This window comes from Rothia sp. HMSC066G02 (assembly GCF_001813145.1).
Classification (GTDB): domain Bacteria; phylum Actinomycetota; class Actinomycetes; order Actinomycetales; family Micrococcaceae; genus Rothia.
The window spans coordinates 275637-296425 of record NZ_KV811586.1 but is presented as its reverse complement, the minus strand read 5'-3'; the positions used below and the strand labels follow the sequence as shown (position 1 = coordinate 296425).

The 20789-nt window shown below is 58.2% G+C and carries 18 protein-coding genes; 3 read left to right on the top strand and 15 right to left on the bottom strand.

What is annotated here, in order from left to right; all coding sequences use genetic code 11:
• Window positions 1-667: 667 nt before the first annotated feature.
• The 9 genes from rlmB to HMPREF2894_RS03845 form a co-directional block, all read right to left on the bottom strand.
• On the bottom strand, window positions 668-1654 hold the full coding sequence (gene rlmB, locus HMPREF2894_RS03885) for a 23S rRNA (guanosine(2251)-2'-O)-methyltransferase RlmB (RefSeq protein WP_005507146.1): 987 nt from the start codon (window positions 1652-1654) through the stop codon (window positions 668-670).
• Window positions 1655-1749: 95 nt separating this feature from the next.
• Window positions 1750-3168: a cysteine--tRNA ligase gene (cysS, locus tag HMPREF2894_RS03880; protein WP_049358237.1), complete on the bottom strand. Its 1419-nt coding sequence runs from the start codon at window positions 3166-3168 to the stop codon at window positions 1750-1752.
• A gap of 82 nt (window positions 3169-3250) precedes the next feature.
• Entirely contained in the window at window positions 3251-3733 is a 483-nt protein-coding gene (ispF, locus tag HMPREF2894_RS03875) for a 2-C-methyl-D-erythritol 2,4-cyclodiphosphate synthase (RefSeq protein ID WP_044150778.1), read from the bottom strand.
• Between the two features lie 73 nt (window positions 3734-3806).
• Window positions 3807-4550, bottom strand: a complete 744-nt coding sequence (gene ispD, locus HMPREF2894_RS03870; protein ID WP_070677889.1) for a 2-C-methyl-D-erythritol 4-phosphate cytidylyltransferase — start codon at window positions 4548-4550, stop codon at window positions 3807-3809.
• A 15-nt stretch (window positions 4551-4565) separates the two neighbouring features.
• Entirely contained in the window at window positions 4566-5249 is a 684-nt protein-coding gene (locus HMPREF2894_RS03865; RefSeq protein ID WP_005507150.1) for a response regulator transcription factor, read from the bottom strand.
• A 41-nt stretch (window positions 5250-5290) separates the two neighbouring features.
• Window positions 5291-6433 carry a sensor histidine kinase gene (locus tag HMPREF2894_RS03860; RefSeq protein WP_246823468.1) on the bottom strand — a complete coding sequence of 381 codons (1143 nt, stop codon included), beginning with the start codon at window positions 6431-6433 and terminating at the stop codon, window positions 5291-5293.
• Between the two features lie 167 nt (window positions 6434-6600).
• On the bottom strand, window positions 6601-7338 hold the full coding sequence (locus tag HMPREF2894_RS03855; RefSeq protein ID WP_005507152.1) for a phosphoglyceromutase: 738 nt from the start codon (window positions 7336-7338) through the stop codon (window positions 6601-6603).
• Between the two features lie 221 nt (window positions 7339-7559).
• Window positions 7560-7877 carry a DUF2516 family protein gene (locus tag HMPREF2894_RS03850; protein WP_005509299.1) on the bottom strand — a complete coding sequence of 106 codons (318 nt, stop codon included), beginning with the start codon at window positions 7875-7877 and terminating at the stop codon, window positions 7560-7562.
• 48 nt (window positions 7878-7925) lie between these two features.
• Entirely contained in the window at window positions 7926-9128 is a 1203-nt protein-coding gene (locus HMPREF2894_RS03845) for a trans-sulfuration enzyme family protein (RefSeq protein ID WP_070677887.1), read from the bottom strand.
• Window positions 9129-9287: 159 nt separating this feature from the next.
• On the opposite strand from HMPREF2894_RS03845, the gene tmk reads away from it, so the two are divergent.
• Both tmk and HMPREF2894_RS03835 read left to right on the top strand, forming a co-directional pair.
• Window positions 9288-10004: a dTMP kinase gene (gene tmk / locus HMPREF2894_RS03840; RefSeq protein ID WP_080974195.1), complete on the top strand. Its 717-nt coding sequence runs from the start codon at window positions 9288-9290 to the stop codon at window positions 10002-10004.
• Complete coding sequence (locus HMPREF2894_RS03835) at window positions 10001-11140, top strand: DNA polymerase III subunit delta' (RefSeq protein ID WP_070677885.1); 1140 nt, start codon at window positions 10001-10003, stop codon at window positions 11138-11140. Before tmk ends, HMPREF2894_RS03835 begins: the two co-directional genes overlap by 4 nt.
• Before the next feature lie 114 nt (window positions 11141-11254).
• On the opposite strand, the gene HMPREF2894_RS03830 is transcribed toward HMPREF2894_RS03835, so the two are convergent.
• From HMPREF2894_RS03830 to manA, 3 genes are all read right to left on the bottom strand, one after another.
• The gene (locus HMPREF2894_RS03830; protein ID WP_049354497.1) at window positions 11255-12610 is read right to left on the bottom strand and encodes a PFL family protein; all 1356 of its coding nucleotides are present in this window, start codon (window positions 12608-12610) and stop codon (window positions 11255-11257) included.
• A 9-nt stretch (window positions 12611-12619) separates the two neighbouring features.
• A complete protein-coding gene (locus HMPREF2894_RS03825) occupies window positions 12620-12889 on the bottom strand; it encodes an ACT domain-containing protein (protein WP_005507158.1) in 270 nt (89 codons plus the stop codon).
• Between the two features lie 277 nt (window positions 12890-13166).
• Window positions 13167-14354, bottom strand: a complete 1188-nt coding sequence (manA, locus tag HMPREF2894_RS03820; protein ID WP_070677883.1) for a mannose-6-phosphate isomerase, class I — start codon at window positions 14352-14354, stop codon at window positions 13167-13169.
• Between the two features lie 137 nt (window positions 14355-14491).
• Between manA and HMPREF2894_RS03815 the strand changes: the two genes are divergently transcribed.
• Window positions 14492-15898, top strand: a complete 1407-nt coding sequence (locus HMPREF2894_RS03815) for a phosphomannomutase/phosphoglucomutase (protein WP_070677881.1) — start codon at window positions 14492-14494, stop codon at window positions 15896-15898.
• A gap of 155 nt (window positions 15899-16053) precedes the next feature.
• Here the strand turns inward: HMPREF2894_RS03815 and HMPREF2894_RS03810 are convergent, their stop codons facing one another.
• From HMPREF2894_RS03810 to HMPREF2894_RS03800, 3 genes are all read right to left on the bottom strand, one after another.
• On the bottom strand, window positions 16054-17235 hold the full coding sequence (locus tag HMPREF2894_RS03810; RefSeq protein ID WP_070677880.1) for an FAD-binding oxidoreductase: 1182 nt from the start codon (window positions 17233-17235) through the stop codon (window positions 16054-16056).
• Window positions 17236-17881: 646 nt separating this feature from the next.
• Window positions 17882-18352 (bottom strand): RrF2 family transcriptional regulator, encoded by a 471-nt coding sequence (locus HMPREF2894_RS03805; protein WP_049354493.1) that lies wholly within the window; start codon window positions 18350-18352, stop codon window positions 17882-17884.
• 384 nt (window positions 18353-18736) lie between these two features.
• Window positions 18737-20587 (bottom strand): phosphoenolpyruvate carboxykinase (GTP), encoded by a 1851-nt coding sequence (locus HMPREF2894_RS03800; protein ID WP_070677878.1) that lies wholly within the window; start codon window positions 20585-20587, stop codon window positions 18737-18739.
• Between the last annotated feature and the right edge of the window lie 202 nt (window positions 20588-20789).

Genomic DNA, 20789 nt, shown 5'->3' with positions numbered 1-20789 from the left:
CGTTTTCCGTGATTCACACCACAAAGTTTCTTCCCTAAACTCCTCCACCATCACCAACCGGCAACCTGAGATTCTTCTAAGCAAGAAACCAAAACACTATACAATTGAAAGACAGTCAAACCGCTTCTGACTAGGAGAAACACCGAAGAAAACTCTTCGTTTTTTCCTCCTCGCCGCGGCGACTCATACAACTATACAGACCACCAAACAGCCCTGCAACCCGAAAATGGGTGAAGTAGAGCACAAATACGGGGGTTTAGGTTCATCCTGACCTAAACATAACAGCAAAACCCCTAGTCAACGCAGGATAAGCCTCCCGAAAGTTCTTCAAAAAAAGTTTAAAAACCTTCAAAAGACCTCGAAAACCTGCAGAAGCTCCCTATAGAGCCCATATAGAAGGGCAGAAGAGCCCCTCAGCATCAAGAAGATAGGAAGAGAAGACGGGAAGAAAAGATGGGAAGAGGGGCTCCGCCCCTCCCCCATCTCTGTATTTCATACCGCCGTATTTCTGTACCGCTGCACTCCCCCGTTCTGCACCTCCCTATATATGAGCACCTACATATGGGGAGAGCGCAGAAGAGCACAGAAAAGGAGGGCACCCCTCACGGGGGCGCCCTCCTTATTCAAACTACAGAGCTACAGGCTGTAGCTCGCTAGCTTCAAAACTTTAGTTCGCGGAAGCGCGACGACGAGAAACATCGTACAGAGTAATACCCACAGCCATCGCCGCGTTCAAAGACTCCATCGCAGAATCAATCGGAATCGACACAATCTGATCGCAGTTCTCAGTCACCAGGCGGGACAGACCCTTACCCTCAGAACCAACCACCACGCACAGCGGCTCATTCGCAAGCTCCAGAGCCGGCAACTCAATATCGCCGCCGCCATCCAGACCAATCACGAAAATACCCTGCTCCTTAGCCTGCTGAATCACGCGAGTCAGATTAGTCGCCATCGCAACAGGAATACGAGCAGCCGCACCAGCACTAGTCTTCCACGCACCAGCAGTCACAGCAGCCGAACGACGCTCAGGAATAATCACGCCATCACCGCTAAACGCGGACACGCTACGAATAATCGCACCCAAGTTACGCGGATCAGTAATACCGTCCAAAGCAACAAACAGCGGCGGAGTCGACAGCTTACCCGAGTGCCAACGCTCCATAGTATCCAGCACCAGGTCAGTAGCGTCCGGGTACTTGTACGGAGGAATCTGCATCGCAACACCCTGATGCACAGAACCATCAGTCAAACGATCCAGCTCGCTACGCGGAATCTCCAGCATCGGAATATTGCGCTTATTCGCAATAGTCATGATCTCGCGAACGCGGTCATCAACCTCAACACGGCTCATGATGTACAAGTGCTTCGAGGGAATCTCAGTACGCAGAGCCTCAAGCACCGCATTACGACCAGTCACCAGCTCATCGCTAGCACGCTTACCGCCCAGACGAGTCTGGAACTTACGGTTCGTACCGGTAGCAGCACGACGCTCCGCCGCGCGCTTCATCTTATACGCCTTGTGATAAACGCGGTCCTCAGCCTTCGGAGTAGGGCCCTTACCCTCAAGCGCCTTACGACCGTGACCACCAGTGCCCTTAGTAGCACCCTTCTTCTTGCTGGTAGCGCCCGGGCGCGAACCTGCCTTAGCCATTCTTCTCTTCCTTCGTCAAAGTTTTGAATACGAGTCTACGCGAGAGAAACCCGCTCGACCTAAGCCTTACGCACAAACGCGGGGCACATCACCCTCTAGCCAACGCTCCAGCTCGAACCATTCGCGCCATCCTTCACCTGCACACCAGCAGACGCCAACAGATCACGCATCGCATCAGCCTTCGCCCAATCCTTCTGAGCACGAGCATCAGCACGCTCCGCCAACACAGCCTGAATCAGCGCATCCAAAGCCTCATGCTCAGCACCCGAAGTGCCCTCAGCATTAAAGCTCATCAGCTGCGCCAGACCCAGCACCTCAGCCATAGCCATCACAGCATTAGCCGCCTCCGAAGCGTCCTCACCGGCAGCAAGCGCAGCATTACCCGCACGAGTCTGCTCATGCAGAACCGCCAAAGCACGCGGAATATTCACGTCATCATCCATAGCCTCAGCAAAAGCCTCCGGAACCTCACGACCCGGTTTCAGCACATCCTGAGTTGCAGCAAGGAACGCCTCAACACGCTCAATAGCGGTTGCCGCCTCCTGCAGAGACGACGGACGGTAATCAAGAATCGAACGGTAATGCGCACTACCCAGGTAATAGCGAACCACCAGCGGACGAGCCATCTGCAGCATCTGCGCCGGCGAAATCGTATTACCGATAGACTTCGACATCTTCTCACCCTCATAGGTGACCATGCCGTTATGCATCCAGAAGTTCGCGAAATCATCACCAGCAGCAGTCGACTGCGCCAGCTCATTCTCATGGTGCGGGAAACGCAAATCCAAACCGCCACCGTGAATATCGAAACGCGAACCCAAATACTTACCAGCCATCGCCGAGCACTCCAGATGCCAGCCCGGACGGCCGCGACCCCACGGAGACTCCCACGAAGCAGTCAGCGGCTCACCCTCCTTATAACCCTTCCACAGGGCAAAATCGCGAGGGTCACGCTTACCGCGCGGATCAGCATCCGCAGAATCCTGCATATCCTCAACGCTCTGATTCGTCAGCGCACCATACTTATCCCACGAACGCACATCAAAATACACATCACCAGAATCATCCAGCGCAGGATACGCGTGGCCACGATCAATCAGACGCTGAATCAGAGCAAACATCTCCGGAATATGACCGGTCGCACGCGGCTCATAGGTCGGCGGATCAATACCCAGCGCCGCATACGCCTGAGCAAAAACCTTCTCAAAACGGTACGCGAGCGCCCACCACTGCTCATTCGGGAATTCACCCTCAAAACCGGGCTCCATAGATTCAGCAGACTTCGCCAAAATCTTGTCGTCAATATCAGTAACATTGCGGACCGTCGTCACCTTCAAACCGCGGTAACGCATCCAACGGCTCAACTGGTCAAAAACCAACGCCGAACGGATGTGGCCCAGATGCGGTTCACCCTGCACCGTAGCACCACAATAATAGATACGCGCCTCACCGGGCACGACGGGCTCAAACTCACGAATAGTCGCGGAAGCTGAATCATAAAAACGCATAGTCACACTCTCATTCTACGGGGTCGGTTCAAACGCCGGGGCGGTAAATCAGCGATAGGTTACAGAATGGCTCGAAGCAACCAAACACCTACGAACGCGGATACACCAGCGCCGTCGCAATAGCAGCCACACCCTCACCGCGGCCCGTCAAACCCAAACCATCAGTAGTCGTCGCAATCACCGTCACCGGGGCACCCGCCGCCTCGCTCAGCACACGGTTCGCCTCATCACGGCGCGGAGAGAACTTCGGGCGGTTACCCACCAGCTGAACGCTCACATTACCAATCTCAAAACCAGCAGCACGCACAATCGCCGCAGCCTCAGAAAGAATACGAACACCAGAAGCGCCCTTCATATCCGGGCGGTCCACACCAAAATTAGAGCCCAAATCCCCCGTGCCGGAGGCGGCAAAAAGAGCATCCGCGGCAGCATGAGCCACCACATCACCATCAGAATGGCCGCTCAAACCACACTCACCCGGCCAATGCAGACCAGCAATATACAGAGGAGTGCCCTCCTCACCAAAAGCGTGGACATCAACACCGGTACCAACACGAGGAATAACAGTCATCACAGGACCCTTCAATCGATCAAACATCTTCTCAGCAGCAGCGCCTCGGCAAAAGAGGCGTTAGGCGGCAGGGTTAGGCAGCAGAATCACCAAACAGCGCACGAGCAACCCGCAAATCCATCGGAGTCGTCACCTTAAACGCATCCGCAGCACCGGCAACCGTCAACACCGGCTCACCCGCCGCCTCCATCGCCATCGCATCATCAGTAAGCAGCTCAGCCTCCTCAGCAGGCAGGGAACGGCTACGCTCATGCGCCGCCAACAGAGCAGCCACCTCAAAACCCTGAGGAGTCTGCACCGCACGCATCTGCGCACGCGAAGGAGTACCCGTCACCAAACCAGCAGAATCCACGGTCTTCACCGTATCCACCACCGGCAACACAGGAATCACCGCACGCACAACACCCTGCGGGCTCTCAGAACCCAGCCCCTCAAGCACACGGTGATACACCTGCGGCGGAGTAAAAGCACGAGCACAATCATGAATCAGCACATAATCCACCGGAACCTGCGCATCCTTCAGAGCATCCAACGCCGCAACCACCGAAGCAGTACGAGTATCACCACCGGCAGTAATCAACGCACCGGCACGGCGGGCATCCTCCAAAAGCTCCGGGCAACTCGCCGAACAATCAGCAGGAACAGTCACCACCACATGCTCAGCAACGCCCGAAGCGAGCGCACCCTCCAACGCATAATCCAGCAGGGTACGACCATGCACACGCACAGCGGCCTTCGGGATCGGCTCACCCAGGCGAGTACCCGAACCAGCCGCCAAAACAATCACAGCAGTATTCGCCGCAGAAGCAGAACTCATCAGTCTCAAGCCCGCCTACGCCTCGAACTTATAGCCCAAGCCGCGAACCGTCACCACATACTGCGGGGCAGAAGAATCCGGCTCAATCTTCGAACGCAGACGCTTAATGTGCACGTCCAGGGTCTTCGTATCACCCACATAGTCGGCGCCCCACACACGCTCAATCAGCTGGCCACGAGTCATCACACGACCCACATTGCGCAGCAGAATCTCCAGGAGCTCAAACTCCTTCAGCGGCATAGAAATCTCTTCACCATTAACCGTCACCACATGGCGGTCAATATCCATACGCACCGGGCCGCCCTGCAGCACCGACTCAGTAGCAGAATCAGTCTCCGCCGAACGACGACGCAACACCGCGCGGATACGAGCAATCAGCTCACGCGCAGAATACGGCTTCGTCACATAGTCATCAGCGCCCAGCTCCAGACCCAGCACCTTATCCAGCTCAGAGTCCTTAGCGGTCAACATGATAATCGGGACCGAAGACACCTCACGCAGCTTACGGCACACCTCCATACCGGACATGCCCGGAAGCATCACATCCAGAAGCACCAAATCCGCGCCCTCGCGGTCAAACACCGGCAGAGCGTCCAGACCGTTGTCCACAACAATCGTCTGGAAACCCTCACGACCCAGCAAAAACGCAAGGGGATCCGAGAGGGCCTCTTCGTCCTCAACAATCAGAATTTTAGACATCAATAACTTCCTTCGATTCCATAAAACCTATACCGCTAACACTACACTGCGGCCGGAGGCTCATTCAGCGGCAACGCCAACGTAAACGTCGAGCCCTCCTGCGGCATCGACCGAACCGTCACGCTACCACCGTGCTGAGTCATCACATGCTTCACAATGCTCAAGCCCAAACCAGTGCCGCCCGTCTGACGCGAACGAGCCGGATCAACCCGGTAAAAACGCTCAAAAATACGCTTCTGCTCGTCCTCCGGAATACCCACGCCCTGATCAGCAACCTCAACCAGCAGCTGATCAGCCACACGATGCACCCAAATATCCACCTTCGTATGCTCCGGAGAATAACGCACCGCGTTCTCCACCAGGTTCTGCACAGCAATACCGAGCAGCTCGGCGTCACCGTACACCTCGGGCACCTCCTCGATGCGGGTAGAAATCTGAATGTCCTTCTCCTCCGCCACAATATGCGAACGGTCCACCGCATCAGTAACCAAAGAAGGCACCGACACCGGACCACCACGCGCAATCACATCGGTCGACTGCAGACGCGAAAGCTCAATAATGTCACGCACCAGCGCAGACAGGCGGCGCGTCTCCTTATGAAGACGCCCCACAAAATACTCAATCGCCTCCGGGTCATCACTCGCCTGCTCAATAGCCTCAGCCAACAGACTCACCGCACCCACCGGAGTCTTCAACTCATGCGACACATTCGCCACAAAATCATTACGCATACGCTGCACACGAGAAATCTCAGTGCGGTCATCCGCGAGCACCAAAATGTACTCGTCCCCCAGCGAAGCAACACGCACATCCAAGACCAGCGCCTCACCCTCACCGCGGTCAATCTCAAAAGTACGCTCCGCAAAAATACCGCGATGACGCACCGTGCGAATCATATCCGCCAACTCATCAGACGCCACCGTATGACCACGCACCAGACCCATCGCGTACGCACCCGGAGAAGCCTGAACCACGCCGCCCACCTCATCAATCACCAGGTAGGCGCGACCAATCACAGCAAGTACCTGAGCGGCACCATCACGCAGCGCCGGCGCCGACACCAAACTACGCTCCTGCTCCCGCTCACTACGCGCCACCGCATTCATGCTCAGGACGCCCACCAGCAGACCTATCATGCCCGCAATAAAGGCGATCAGACCGGCATCCATGTACTTCCCTTCCATTCGGGTACCCCATAAGTATAAATGTGGCCGATACCCAGCACTCAGGCGAATGCTCTTCTTCTCAGGCACGCTCCCCGTACAGAAACCTTGCAGACAACGCAATGAGCCGCCCACCTTACCGGTGAACGGCTCATCACAATGACAGGGGTGAAACCCTGCCGGAGGTATTACTTACCCTGGTTTGCTACGGCAGCAATAGCGTCCTTAGCAGCCTCGGGGTCCAGGTACTCGCCGGGCTTGACGGGCTGGAAGTTCTCATCCAGTTCGTAGTACAGCGGAATACCGGTGGGGATGTTCAGGCCAGCAATGTCCTCGTCGGAAATGCCCTCGAGGTGCTTGACCAGCGAACGCAGGGAGTTACCGTGTGCAGCAACCAGAACGGTCTTGCCTGCTGCGAGGTCGGGCTTGATGTCCGACTCCCAGTAGGGAAGCATACGGCCCAGAACGTCCTTCAGGCACTCGGTGCGAGGAGCGTTCTCGACATCCGCGTAGCGGGGGTCGTGTGCCTGCGAGTAGGGGTCGTTGTCATCCAGCGGGGGCGGCGGAACGTCGTAGGAACGACGCCAAGTCATGAACTTCTCGTCGCCGTATTCCTCGCGAATCTCGGACTTGTTCTTACCCTGCAGAGCGCCGTAGTGACGCTCGTTCAGGCGCCAGGTGCGCTTGACAGGAATCCACAGACGGTCTGCTGCATCCAGTGCAAGGTTTGCGGTGTTGATTGCGCGACGCTGCAGGGAGGTGTGAACAACATCGGGGAGGATGTTGCGCTCTGCCAGCAGCTCGCCGCCGCGCTTAGCCTCAGCGCGGCCCTTATCGGTCAGGTTAACGTCCACCCAGCCGGTGAACAGGTTCTTCTCGTTCCACTCGGACTGGCCGTGGCGCAGGAGTACTAGTTTGTAAGTCATACCTCTATTTTTTCATTTACCCGCCGGTTTGTCATGCCTTAGAGCCTAGAAAATATGCATTCTCCCAAAAATTTATAAGGGTCTTTTCTACCAGAACGAAAGGCTCAAAAACCCCGCCAGAAATAGGGAAAAGCCCCGCACACCATCCGACCGGGACAAACCCGTCAGACAGCGCACGAGGCTTCACCATCTATCGCACAAAGCGAGCGCACAAGCTAACGCTAGAAACGGCGGCGACCCACCGAAGGCCACACACCAGCCAAGAACACACAGCTAATCACAGCAGCAATCAGCTGAAGAATCAGTACAGTATTACCGCCGCCAGTCACCGCAGCAAAAACGCTAAACAGCGACACCGCAGCAGAACCACCGGTCAAAGCCAGCCACGTGTTCTTCGGGCGCTTACCGGCAAAATCGTACGCGTTCGCCGGAGACATCCACGCACGCACAAAAGCCAGCACACCAACCACAGCGCCGGCAACAGCCAGTAGCACATCGATAAGAGTGGTCACATAGATGACCAACAGAATAGGAGACATAGTATTCCTTAGAATCAGCAGCTTCTCTAGACAACCCTAGCAAAGTGCCTAGCGGACAACCTTAAAGGCCTCAACCAAGTCATTGTAAAGGTCATCCACGTTCTCAATACCCACCGACAGGCGCAGCAGAGACTCCGGAATCGAATCCGGCTCGTTACCGTGGCGACGACGACGCTCCACGAGAGACTCCACGCCGCCCAGAGAGGTTGCCGGGGTCCACAGCTTCAACGCCTCCACGACGTTACGGGCACCAGCCGCATCGGTATCCAGGGTGACGCACAAAATCGCACCGAAACCGTCCATCTGCTTCTTCGCAACCTCATGACCGCGGTCGCTCTCCAGACCCGGGTAACGCACCTCAGTCACGAAGGGGTGCTCGCTCAGACGCTCCGCGAGAACCTGCGCGTTCTCTACAGCACGCTCCACGCGCAGCGCCAGGGTGCGCAGACCGCGCAAACCAAGCCACGCCTCCACCGGACCGGGGATTGCGCCGTTGGTGATGCGGTGGTGCAGCATCGCCTTGTACAGCTCCTCATTCGAGGTCAAGGTCATACCCAGCAGAACATCCGAGTGGCCCGCGAGGAACTTCGTAGCGGAGTGAACCACCACGTCAGCACCCAAATCCAGGGGACGCTGCAGAATCGGGGTTGCGAAGGTATTATCCACCGCGGTCACAATGCCCAGGCGGCGAGCAGCAGAAAGCAGGGCAGGCAGGTCAGCGACCTCAAGCATCGGGTTCGTGGGGCTTTCCAGCCACGCCAGGACCTTCGGTGCCGAGTAGTTCACGTTCTCCGGGGTCACGCCGGTGCGGGATGTGGCATCCTCCATAGCGGCGATAACGCTCTCGGTGTCTTCAATGTCCACGCGAACGAGCTCAATGATGCCGCGGCGCTCCAAATCCTTGCACAGGGTCACCGACGCCATGTATGCGTGCTTCGGAATCAGAACAATGGAGCCAACCGGCACCAGGTCGATGACAGCAGCGACAGCAGCCATACCGGAGGGGAACAGCAGACCGGGCTGGGTAGCGTTCTCCAGCTTTGCCACAACCTCTTCCATGCCCTCCCAGGTGGGGTTCGAGAAGCGGGCGTACACGCGGTCCTGCTCAATATTGACGGCGTCCACACCGCGGTAGGTGGAAGAAAGAACGATCGGAGGGTTCACCGGCGCATCATGCTCGTGTGCCGGGCGGCCGCCAGAGACGACGAAGGTCTCTGCGGAGTAATTCATGTCGTGGTTATCTGCACTCATGTCTTTAAGCCTGGCACACCCGCGCCCAGAACGCACGCCCGCGCAGATGATGGCGCGCAGGATTTACATGTTTTTTACCTTGATACGCACTCAATCCCACGCGGAGGTATCACCAAAACCGCACCTGTGCAGCTAAGAGACCCGGTACCCTTAAAGGTGATGGATACTCTCAGCTACACCCCCGATGCGCAGAATCTTCCCGCCGACCCGACCGGTCGCCGCGGGCTTTTTATCGTGGTCGAAGGAGGCGACGGTGCCGGCAAAACCACCCAGCTCGCCCTGCTGAATGAAGCACTCAGCGCCCGCGGATACCGTGTCATCACCACCCGCGAACCCGGCGGCACCGAGATCGGCGAGAAGCTGCGAGCCCTCGTCCTTGAAGCGGGTCAGGGTACCATTGACGACCGCACCGAGGCGCTGATTTTCGCGGCATCCCGCGCAGCGCACGCCTCCCAGTTGATTCGTCCCGCGCTCGCAGAGGGCGCCATCGTGCTGAGCGACCGCTATATTGATTCTTCTGCCGCGTACCAGGGCGTAGGCCGTGACCTGGGTGTTGAAACCATCGTCGATTTGAGCCGCTGGGCTACCGCCAATCTGGTGCCCGACGCGACCCTACTGCTGAGTGTGCCGTTGAGCGCCGAGCAGGAGCGCATGGATCAGCGCGGCACCGTCGACCGTATTGAGGCTGAAGGCGCCGCGTTCAAGGCCCGCATTCACGGTGCGTTCGAGCAGATTGCCCGCGAGGACGCTAACGGTTCGCACCGCATTATTGATGGCGTGGGCACGATTGAGCAGGTGCACGCGCGCGTGCTTAAGGTGATCGAACCTCTGCTCGCCGCCCGTGAGCTGGTCCGCACCGGTAAGGAGGACTCATGAGCCTCTGGAATACCCTGCTGATTCCCGCCGATAAGCTCCAGCAACTACGCACGGATGCCGCCGCCAACCGCCCCACACACGCTTGGCTTTTCACGGGCGCGACCGGTGCGCCTCACCGTGAGGCGGCAAAAATTTTTGCTGCCGCGCTGCTGTGCGAGCAGCCCGACCCGCAGAACCGCGGATGCGGCCAGTGCAAGGGCTGCGTGACCGTCATGAACGGTTCGCACGCAGATTTCACGCACTTTAGTACCGAGGCGACGCACATCAGCATTGATGAGGCGCGCGAGCTGGTCATGAAGGCTCAGGACCGCCCGACCGTGGGTCGTTGGCGTGTGATTTTGGTGGAGGATACCGAGCGCATGCCGGAGCGTACCTCCAATGTGTTGTTGAAGGCGATTGAGGAGCCGCCGCCGCATACGATTTGGTTGTTGACGGCGCCCTCCCCCACCGATGTGCTGGTGACGATTCGTTCGCGTTGCCGTCCGGTGCAGTTGCCGGTTCCTACCGATGCGCAGGTGCACGAGTACCTACTGGCGCGCGGTGTGGCTGACCCGTTGGCGCAGCGTGCGGCGCGTCTGGCTCTGGGTGATGCGCAGGAGGGGTACCGTTTGGCGACCGATGAGCAGGCGATGGCTCGTCGAGAGTTGATTACTTCCCTGATTCTGAATGTTCGTTCTATTTCTTCGGCTTTCAATGCAGCTGAGAAGCTCACCGACCTTGCTGACCAGGACGCGCAGGCTGTCTCCGCTCTCAAGGATGAGCAGGAACGCCAGGAGCTTCTAGCGTTGCTGGGTATCCGCGAGGGCGAGCGTGTTTCGCCATCTTTGCGTGCACAGGTTCGCCGTCTGGAGGAGCAGCAGAAGCGCCGCGCTAAGCGCGTTTCCTCCGATACGTTGCTGCGTTCCGTGGCGCAGGTTCAGACGGTTCTGCGTGATGCGTTGACGGTGGCTCTGTCGGCGCAGGCTCCGCTGGTCAATGAGCATTTGCGGGAGCCTCTGGATGCGTTCTGCACCCGCCGTTCCGCCCAACAACTGCTGGAGGATGTGCAGGCGGTCGAACTGACTCTGCGTCGCCTGCGGACGAACGCGAATGCGCGTCTGGCGCTGGAGGCGTTGATGAGCCGTTTCGTGTATTAGTAACTTCTTGGTAGCTCATACAGCACCAGGGGAGGCACCGAAGAGATATTCTTCGGTGCCTCCCCTTTTTCTATTGGTTCTCAGCGCACCTAGGGCTTAGTTGCGGAATCAAACTTAGTTGCGGAAACCGTGAACCGGCGACGGAATACGACCGCAGCGGGCGATGAACGCCTCCGCGCTGGGGGTGTGGGTGGGCATGACGGGTGCTCGACCGAGCAGGCCGCCAAACTCAACCATGTCGCCTACGCCCAGACCAACCGCCGGGATGACGCGGACCGCGGTGGTCTTGTGGTTCATCACGCCGATTGCTGCTTCGTCGGCAATCATTGCGGCGAGGGTGGCGGCGGGAGTGTCTCCGGGAACCGCGACCATGTCCAGACCGACGGAGCAGATGGCGGTCATTGCTTCGAGCTTGTCCAGGGTGATGTGTCCGGCGGCTGCGGATTCAATCATGCCGATGTCCTCAGAGATTGGGATGAAGGAGCCGGAGAGGCCGCCGACGTTCGAGCACGCCATGAGGCCGCCCTTCTTCACCGCATCGTTGAGCAGCGCAAGTGCCGCAACGGTGCCGTGGGTACCGACGGTTTCCAGACCCATCTCTTCGAGGATGTGCGCGACCGAGTCGCCAATCTCTGCGGTGGGTGCCAGGGAGAGGTCAATAATGTTGAAGGGTACGCCCAGACGCTCAGAGGCGAGGGTGCCGACCAGCTGGCCGACGCGGGTAATCTTGAAGGCTGCTTTCTTGATTTCTTCGGCGCAGGTGTCGAAGGATTCGCCGCGGACCTTCTGCAGGGCGCGGTGTGCCACGCCGGGGCCGGAGACACCTACGGAGATAGTGGTGTCTGCTTCCTGCACGCCGTGGAATGCGCCCGCCATGAAGGGGTTGTCGCTGACGGCGTTCGCGAAGACGACAAGCTTGGCGCAGCCGAAGCCGTGTGCGTCCGCGGTCAGGTCTGCGGTGGCGCGGATGGTTTCGCCCATGAGTTTGACGGCGCTCATGTTGATGCCGGCGCGGGAGGATCCGATATCCACGGAGGAGCAGACAACGTCGGTTTCTGCGAGCGCTCGCGGGATGGAGCGAATCAGCTTTTCGTCGGCAGGGGTCATGCCCTTGTCGACGAGGGCGCTGAAGCCACCGACGAAGTTCACGCCGACTGCCTTGGCTGCCGTGTCGAGGGTGCGAGCAAACTCTACGTAGTCCTCATCGTTGGAGGCGCCTGCCACCAGTGCGATGGGGGTGACGGCGATGCGCTTGTTGACAATCGGGATGCCGAGCTCAGCTTCGATACCTTCGCAGACGCTGACGAGGTTTGCCGCGCGGCTGGTGATCTTGTCGTAAATCTTGCGGCGGGCCACTTCGCCGTCGGAGTCGGCGCAGTCGAGCAGGGAGATGCCCATGGTGACGGTGCGAATGTCGAGCTTCTGCTCCTCGATCATTCGGATGGTTTCAAGAATATTGTCATTCATCATGGTGGCTACCTAGATGGTGTGCATTGCCTTGAAGATGGATTCTGCCTGGATGCGAATCTGGACCTTCTGTTCGTGCTCGACACCAACCATGGCTTCCTGCAGGTCGATAAGGTTCTGCTGCTCTTCGTCGAAGGAGCAGTGCATGATCATGGTGAAGAATTCGCCCATGATGGTCTGGGAAACGTCGAGGACGTTGACCTTGCGCTCGGCGAGGGTTGCGGTCACGGCGGCGATGATGCCTTCGTGGTCGATGCCTGTGACGGTGAGGATAATCTTCACGGTGTTCTCCTAGTGGTTTGGGGTTGCGTACTCAAGGAATGCGCGCATAAAGGCACAGACATACGCATATTTATAAGAGCAATTATAGGTTACCCAGAACACATTCTGCAGGGGGAACACAAAAAGCCGCCGCTACTCACGCTGACGGGGCATAAAAAATCCACGCCTCCCCCACCTTTTAAAATGCGGAGAAGAACGTGAATCTTTATTAATTTCCGTATTTAATTCTTCAGTACTGGAGCACCTTTTTCGGCGCTCCTTTAATACGTAGAAGTTTTTAGACGTAAGAAGCGATGTACAGTTCGCCGCTGCCGCTCAGGGTTGCCGCGGAGGGCTCACCAACGTGCAGTACCGACTCGGTGGCACCCAGGACAAACTCTTCGGTACCGTTGCCGTCTGCTGCGTGAATGGTGATTTCGCCGGATACGCTCAGTGCGGCGCTAATACCCTCGAAGGTGTATTCCTGCGGCTTGCCCTCTTCAATGCGGATGCGGGTCACGCTCATGCGCTCATCCCACATGGCGTAGGTGCCGACAGGTGCGTTATCGGGGGTGGGGCGCTGGATTACGGGGGCGTCCTGGCTTTCGCCGAGAACCTTGATGAGCTCCTCGGTGTCGATGTGCTTTGCAGTCAGGCCCGCGCGCATCACGTTATCGGAGGGGTTCATCAGCTCAATGGCGGTGCCGGAGACGTAGGCGTGCACCTGGCCGTCGGGGGTGAATGCGGATTCGCCGGGTGCCAGGTGTACCAGGTTCATGACGAAGGCAACCAGCAGGCCGCGGTCGCCGGGGTACTTGCCGGCAACAATCTGTACGAGCTCGGCCGCGTCAGCAATGAGCGCGTTTTCGGAGCCGGTCAGCTGTGCTGCCGCCTCAACGAGCTGCTCAACAGCCGCAGTGGCGGTCTCTTCGGGCATGCGAATAATCTCGGTCAGCAGCTGCTTGGGGGTAAGCTCCACGCGCTCTGCCAGCCAGTCAGCCTTGAACGCCTTCGCCAGTTCTGCCAGCTGCTCGGAGGTACGCACACCGGTCAGCACGCGCATCTGGGTCAGGGCGATGACGGTTTCGGGCTTGGAGTAGCGGTCCTTGTAGTTGCGGTGCGGCGCGTCAATCGCGATACCGCGCGCCTGCTCGTCCTCGAAACCGGCGACAGCCTGCTCGGGGGTGGGGTGCACCTGGATAGACAGGGGTGCATCAATCGCAAGGATTTTAAAGAGGAAGGGGAACCAGTCGGAGGTACGGTCCGGGCGCAGGAAGCGGGAGGGCTCAGCCTGAATCAGCTCGTTAAGCGGGGATTCGGTGCCGTCAACGGTGGCACGGGAGGGCGCAGCCGGATGCGCGCCAACCCACACCTCAGCCTCAGGCTGTTCGGTGGGGACAGGCACGCCACGCATGCGTCCGAGAATTTCGCGGGATCCCCACGCATAATTCTGAATCTGGTTTTTTAGGGAAAAAATCTCACCCATGGGGGAAAATACCTCTCGACGTGAGTTGTTTGAAGTAAGTGAAGTGATAAAAAACCCATACATTCAGCGGAATTTATAAGGTTTTACCTGCCCATTATAGAGGCTAGTTGCACTTCTTTACCGCTAAAATAAAAGGCGTGACTACTATTAATCTACATGACTCATTCAAAGCGTACGACGTGCGTGGCATCGTCGGCGAGACCATTACCGCAGAGACTGTTCGCGCTACTGGTGCGGCTTTCGTAGACGTTCTGGGCCTGGAGGGCCAGACCATTCTGGTCGGTGGCGACATGCGCCCCTCCTCCCCCGAATTCATGGATGCATTCGCCCAGGGTGCAACCGCTCGCGGTGCAAATGTTGAGAAGATCGGCCTGATCTCCACTGACGTTCTGTACTTCGCATGTGGCGTTGAGAACGCTGCCGGTGTTACCTTCACCGCTAGCCACAACCCCGCAGAGTACAACGGCATGAAGATGGCTAAGGCAGGCGCTGTTCCTCTGTCTTCCGAGTCCGGCCTGTTCGATATTCGCGACCTGGCTCAGAAGTACCTGGATGCGGGCGAGATTCCTTCTGTGGAGAAGGTCGGCACCGTTTCTGAGAAGGACATCCTCAAGCCTTACGCAGAGTACCTGCGCAAGCTGGTTGACCTGTCTTCCATCCGCCCCCTGAAGGTTGTTGTTGACGCTGGTAACGGCATGGGTGGTATGACCACTCCCGCTGTTCTGGGCGACACCATCCTGCCGGGACTGCCCCTGGAAATCGTTCCCCTGTACTTCGAGCTGGACGGTACCTTCCCGAACCACCCGGCTAACCCGCTGGAGCCGGCTAACCTGGTTGACCTGCAGAAGGCTGTTGTTGAGCACGGTGCTGACATTGGTCTGGCATTCGACGGCGACGCTGACCGCTGCTTCGTCATCGATGAGAAGGGTGAGCCCGTCACTCCTTCGGCTGTGACCGCTCTGGTTGCTGAGCGCGAGATTGCTCGTGCAAAGGCTGAGGGTAACGAAGAGCCCGTCATCATCTACAACCTGATTACCTCGAAGGCTGTTCCTGAGCTGGTTGAGAAGCTGGGCGGCCGCGCAGTGAAGACCCGCGTGGGCCACTCCTTCATCAAGGCTGTTATGGCTGAGGAGAATGGCGTTTTCGGTGGCGAGCACTCCGCTCACTACTACTTCAAGGACTTCTTCAACGCAGACACCGGCATGCTCGCTGCAATGCACGTGCTGGCTGCTCTGGGTGGCGGCGAGGAGCCCCTCTCCGAGATCAGCGCGAAGTACTCCCCGTACGTTGCTTCCGGCGAGATCAACTCCGAGATCGAAGACAAGGCTGCCGCTGTGGACCGCGTGCGTGCACACTACGCTGACGCTCCCGTGGTTGTTGAGGACTCCGACGGCACCACCTTCACCAACACTGAAGAGGGCTGGTGGGTTAACCTGCGTCCTTCGAACACCGAGCCTTTCCTGCGCCTGAACCTTGAGGCACCGGATGTTGCGACTATGGAGCGCGTCCGCGACGAGGTTCTGGCTCTGGTTCGCCAGGGCTAAGCACTAGCTAGCTACTAAAAATCCCGCCTCGCAGATTCGTCTGCGGGGCGGGATTTTTATTTTGAGTTCTAAAAACCCGGCTAGGTTCTTCTGCCTAAGAGGAAGAACCTAGCCGGGTTTAAGAAACCTAGCGGACGAACCGGTTTACGGGGTTTTTACGCCTCGCGTGCCTGGTCGTGGAGCATCCACTGGTCGGGGCCGAAGATCTCGTAGTTGATGTTCTTGCCGGGAACGCCTGCCTCCACCAGTGCGGAGCGTACGCCCTGCATGAAGGGCAGCGGGCCACAGAGGTAAACGTTAGCGTTGGAGGGAACGTCCAGCTTGGAGACATCGACGCGGCCGGTGTAGTCGCCGCCCTCACCTTCGATGAAGGAGACGAGGCGTGCGTTGGGCAGCTTGCCGACGAGCTCGGTGAGCTCTTCGCGCAGGGGCCAGGTGTCCAGGCGGCGATCTGCGTGGACCACGGTCACGGGGCGGGTCGAGCCCTTCTCAACCAGCTCGGAGAGGAAGCTGAGCATGGGGGTGGTGCCGATACCTGCGGAGAAGAGGTACAGGGGTGCCTCGGGGTCGCCGAAGCCTTCCAGGGTCAGGTCACCGTAGGGGTTGGAGATCTCGACGACTGCGCCGACTTCCAGCTCGTGCAGGATGGAGGTCATCTCGCCGTTGGGGTCGAGCTTCACACCGATGCGGCGCTGGTTCTTTTCGCTGGGCAGCAGGGTGTACTGGCGTGCCTGGCGCAGACCGTCGCGTGCGGGAACGATGATGGAGATGTACTGGCCGCCCTTGGACTCGGTCATGGGGGTCTCGTCGGCGGGCTCGAAGGTCAGCACGACGACGTTTTCGCCGGTCTCCTTGCGCTCAACGAGCTTGAAGGGTGCGAACATGACGTCGTTTGCCTGGGAAGCGTACAGGCCCTTCTCCAGCTTGATGAGGGCGTTGCCCATGAGCCAGTAGACCTCGGTCCATGCCTCAACGATTTCGGGGGTAGCCAGGTCGCCCAGGTTAGCGGCGATTGCCTCGAAGAGGTACTTGTAGACGGTGGGGTACTCTTCTTCCTTCAGGCCCAGGGATGCGTGCTTGTGTGCAACGCGGGAGAGGACCTCGTCGGGGTAGGAGTTCGGGTTCTGAACGATGTAGGAGGCGAACACGGCGATGGAGCCTGCCAGCGCCTTGGGCTGGGTACCTTCGAGCTGGGAGGAGCGGGAGAACATGCCGTCCATCAGGTCGGGGCGAGCGGCGAACATTCGACGGTAGAAGTCGGGGGTGATGTCGTTGATGCGCTCGGCAATGATGGGCAGCGTTGCCTCAATAATGGGGCGGGACTTCTCAGAGAGCATGTCATGCCTTCTTCCTGTGCGGTCACCTCGGTCGTTGTGGTGACGCCCTTAATGTGGGTGATGCGGGGGCGTTCACTCGGACAGCTCAGTTGGTGACAGAGTGTTTACAAAGCACCCTTACCGTAGCATTTTGCGGGGTGTTTGCGCTGAGTGCAGGTCATGCCCCGGGGGTTATTTGGTGCTGCAGATGCTACTTATGGTTCACCCTGACTCAAAGAGAGAGCCGAGCGTCACACTATATATTTTCAGCACTGCTTTTGAGTTCGCCGGGTGACTAGCCCCGAAGTATGCATAAAAATTCTGGACCGAAAATATATTTACTAGGGAAAGTATGCAGTGTAGTGCAAAAATGAATATGGTCACATTTTCTGCATTTGAAAAGCAAGTTTGCAATTTTCTGCATTTCCTGCACAAATTCAGGAATCACACAGGTTCCAGCAGTCACGCAGGCAGCGGCAAAATACTCCCCACTCCCCTCGAAAACCCTGCAAGAAACCCCTACAAGAAAGCCGAGAGACCCCCGCGTGAACCGCCCAGCAGCCCCCGCATCAACCGCAGAAACGCCCTAAACTTCGTCTTAAAAACTCTATGGAGCCTCCCATCGGAAAGCTCCACAGGTATCACATATTTCTTGCAGCGTGCCAGCCTAGAGCGCAGGCAACGCATTCTCCGGAGGCGCAAAGCCCAGCTCAACAAACACCGGACCAACGGGGCGCGCACCGGCAGTCAGCTCGCTAATGACCACCGAATCAACCGAAGCATAGAACGCCTCGCGAGCCCTCGCCAGCACATTGCGCAGGCGGCAGAACTTATCCAGCGGGCAGTGGCCGTTCTCATCCTCGCACTCAATCATGGGAATATCACCCTCAGTAGCGCGAAGAATAGTGCCGACGGTCGCAGAACGACCCGCATCCGAAAGCATAACGCCACCGGAACGACCGCGAGTCGAGTCCAGGTAACCCATGTTCACGAGGAAAGCCACAGCCTTCGCCACGTGGTTGTAGGGGGTGTCCACTCCCTCAGCAATCTTCTGAGTGGAAAGCTTCTGACCGGGCTCCAGAGCAGACAGGAGCATCAGAACGCGGAGCGAGACATCCGAAAATGCTGTCAAACGCATGGATACTCCTTCTATCCTTCTCGTGCTGCCGCACCTTCACGGAGGCGGCAACTATTGCTCTAAACCTGCCTAGTCTCAGACATAGGCCCAAGACATAGGCTCAGAGCGCTCAAAATCTTACATTGGCATTGTATAGGGGTAGCAAGAGGGCAAGAAATCAGGACCAGCCATAATCATGCTCTCGTAGCCCTCCCAATGTCTTTAGAGTATTTCTCAAGAGCAGGTGGATTGCATAGCCTTACACTCGCACCTTTGCGCGAAAACCCATTATTCCCCATCTGATAGGGGTTTAAATTTTCCCCACAGACAGAAGGAAGGAGCGGAATCTCACCGGGAGATTCCGCCCCTTCAAGGCGCTAAACCTTTGGTATTAGCCGGAGTGTCTTAGTCCTCCAGAGCCTTTGCCAGAGCGTCGCGCTGCTCGCGAACCTCGGCGGGCAGCTTGTCGCCAAACTTAGCCAGCCACTCGTCGATGCCGGGCAGCTCAGCAGCCCACTCATCCTTCGAGACAGCCAGAGCAGCCTTCAGCTCGTCCTCGGAGATTTCCAGACCGGTCAGGTCCAGGTCTTCCTTGGTGGGAACGGTGCCCAGGAAGGTCTCCTGGCCGCCTGCCTTGCCGTCCAGGCGGTCGAAGATCCACTTCACAACGCGAGAGTTCTCGCCGAAGCCGGGCCATGCGAAGCCGCCATCGGGGGTGCGGCGGAACCAGTTGACGTAGTAGACCTTCGGCATGTTCTCAGCGCCGTGCTTCTTGCCCAGGTCAATCCAGTGCTTGAAGTAGTCACCAGCGTTGTAACCGATGAAGGGCAGCATAGCCATCGGGTCGCGGCGAATCACGCCGACAGCGCCCTTAGCAGCCGCGGTGGTCTCGGAGGACAGGGTGACAGCGCGGAACACGCCCTGCTCCCAGCTCTCAGACTCAGAAACCAGCGGAACGGTGGTCTTGCGGCGACCACCCAGAACGATAGCGCTCAGCGGCACACCCTCGGGGTCGTAGTACTCGGGAGCGAGCATGTCGACCTGGGATGCGGGGGTGCAGAAGCGGGAGTTCGGGTGAGCTGCCGGGCGGCCGGACTCGGGGGTCCAGTCCTTGCCGGTCCAGTCAATCAGGTGAGCGGGAGCCTCGTCGGTCTTGCCCTCCCACCAGACGGAGCCGTCGTCGGTCAGTGCAACGTTGGTGAAGATGGTGTTGCCCTTGGCGATAGCCTTCATAGCGTTCGGGTTGGTGGAGTAACCGGTACCCGGTGCCACGCCGAACAGGCCAGCCTCGGGGTTGACCACGCGTGCCTGGTGGTTCTCGTCGAACTCAATCCATGCGATGTCGTCGCCGACCATCTCAGCCTTCCAGCCGTCAATGGTGGGTTCCATCATTGCGAAGTTGGTCTTGCCACATGCGGAAGGGAACGCTGCGGAGATGTAGCGAACCTTGCCCTCGGGGTTGGTCATCTTCAGGATGAGCATGTGCTCTGCCATCCAGCCCTCGTCGCGACCGATAACGGATGCGATACGCAGTGCGTAGCACTTCTTGCCGAGCAGTGCGTTACCGCCGTAGCCGGAACCGAAGGACCAAATCTCGCGGGTCTCGGGGAACTGGACGATGTACTTCTCGGGGTTGCAGGGCCAGGGAACGTCTTCCTGACCGGGCTCCAGGGGTGCACCGACAGAGTGCAGAGCCTTGACGAAGAAGCCGTTGGTCTCGTTCAGCTTGGCAAGAACGTCCTTACCAATGGTTGCCATGATACGCATGGAGCAGACAACGTATGCGGAGTCGCTCAGCTCAACAGCGATCTTGGGGTTCTTAGCCTTCAGGGAGCCCATGACGAAGGGAATGACGTACATGGTGCGGCCGCGCATGGAGCCCTCGAACAGACCGGAGAGGGTCTGCTTCATTTCGACGGGGTCGCGCCAGTTGTTGGTCGGGCCTGCACCTTCTTCGGTCTCGGAGCAGATGAAGGTGCGCTCCTCGACACGTGCCACGTCATCGGGATCGGAGAAAGCTGCGTAAGAGTTCGGGAATTCGTGATCGCTGAGGCGAACAAAGGTGCCAGCGTCGACCAGTTCCTGTGCCAGGCGGTCGTATTCTTCCTGGGTACCGTCGACCCAGTAGATGTGTGCGGGCTGGGTCAGGGCCGCAACTTCGCGAACCCAATCCAGAAGGCCCTGGTGGGTAGTGGGTGCGCTCTGCAGCTCCTTTTCGAGCTCAGCAGAGAGAGTACGAGTTGAGGTGTCAGCCATTGACGTTTTCCCCTTCATTCGGTGGCCCGGATACTACGTTGATCCGGTTAGGTCTGCGGTAACAAAGAAGCAGTTAAACACTACAAGCGTGCAAACAAATGTGAATATGCACGCTTGGACAGTCTCCACTTCCTCGTGATGCTTACAGAATAACGCATTAATGACCCGAACACCCCTCTATGACGCTATTTCTTACGTTCTG

Bases quoted from the DNA above. Each gene is read 5' to 3' on its own strand.
- tmk (WP_080974195.1), top strand. From the start codon at position 9,288: ATGGATACTCTCAGCTACACCCCCGATGCGCAGAATCTTCCCGCCGAC.
- HMPREF2894_RS03865 (WP_005507150.1), bottom strand. From the start codon at position 5,249: ATGTCTAAAATTCTGATTGTTGAGGACGAAGAGGCCCTCTCGGATCCC.
- HMPREF2894_RS03810 (WP_070677880.1), bottom strand. From the start codon at position 17,235: ATGCTCTCTGAGAAGTCCCGCCCCATTATTGAGGCAACGCTGCCCATC.
- HMPREF2894_RS03850 (WP_005509299.1), bottom strand. From the start codon at position 7,877: ATGTCTCCTATTCTGTTGGTCATCTATGTGACCACTCTTATCGATGTG.
- ispD (WP_070677889.1), bottom strand. From the start codon at position 4,550: ATGAGTTCTGCTTCTGCGGCGAATACTGCTGTGATTGTTTTGGCGGCT.
- ispF (WP_044150778.1), bottom strand. From the start codon at position 3,733: ATGACTGTTATTCCTCGTGTTGGTACCGGTGTTGATGTCCACGCTTTT.
- HMPREF2894_RS03830 (WP_049354497.1), bottom strand. From the start codon at position 12,610: ATGATGAATGACAATATTCTTGAAACCATCCGAATGATCGAGGAGCAG.
- rlmB (WP_005507146.1), bottom strand. From the start codon at position 1,654: ATGGCTAAGGCAGGTTCGCGCCCGGGCGCTACCAGCAAGAAGAAGGGT.
- HMPREF2894_RS03800 (WP_070677878.1), bottom strand. From the start codon at position 20,587: ATGGCTGACACCTCAACTCGTACTCTCTCTGCTGAGCTCGAAAAGGAG.
- HMPREF2894_RS03845 (WP_070677887.1), bottom strand. From the start codon at position 9,128: ATGAGTGCAGATAACCACGACATGAATTACTCCGCAGAGACCTTCGTC.
- HMPREF2894_RS03860 (WP_246823468.1), bottom strand. From the start codon at position 6,433: ATGGAAGGGAAGTACATGGATGCCGGTCTGATCGCCTTTATTGCGGGC.
- HMPREF2894_RS03805 (WP_049354493.1), bottom strand. From the start codon at position 18,352: ATGCGTTTGACAGCATTTTCGGATGTCTCGCTCCGCGTTCTGATGCTC.
- HMPREF2894_RS03835 (WP_070677885.1), top strand. From the start codon at position 10,001: ATGAGCCTCTGGAATACCCTGCTGATTCCCGCCGATAAGCTCCAGCAA.
- HMPREF2894_RS03855 (WP_005507152.1), bottom strand. From the start codon at position 7,338: ATGACTTACAAACTAGTACTCCTGCGCCACGGCCAGTCCGAGTGGAAC.
- manA (WP_070677883.1), bottom strand. From the start codon at position 14,354: ATGGGTGAGATTTTTTCCCTAAAAAACCAGATTCAGAATTATGCGTGG.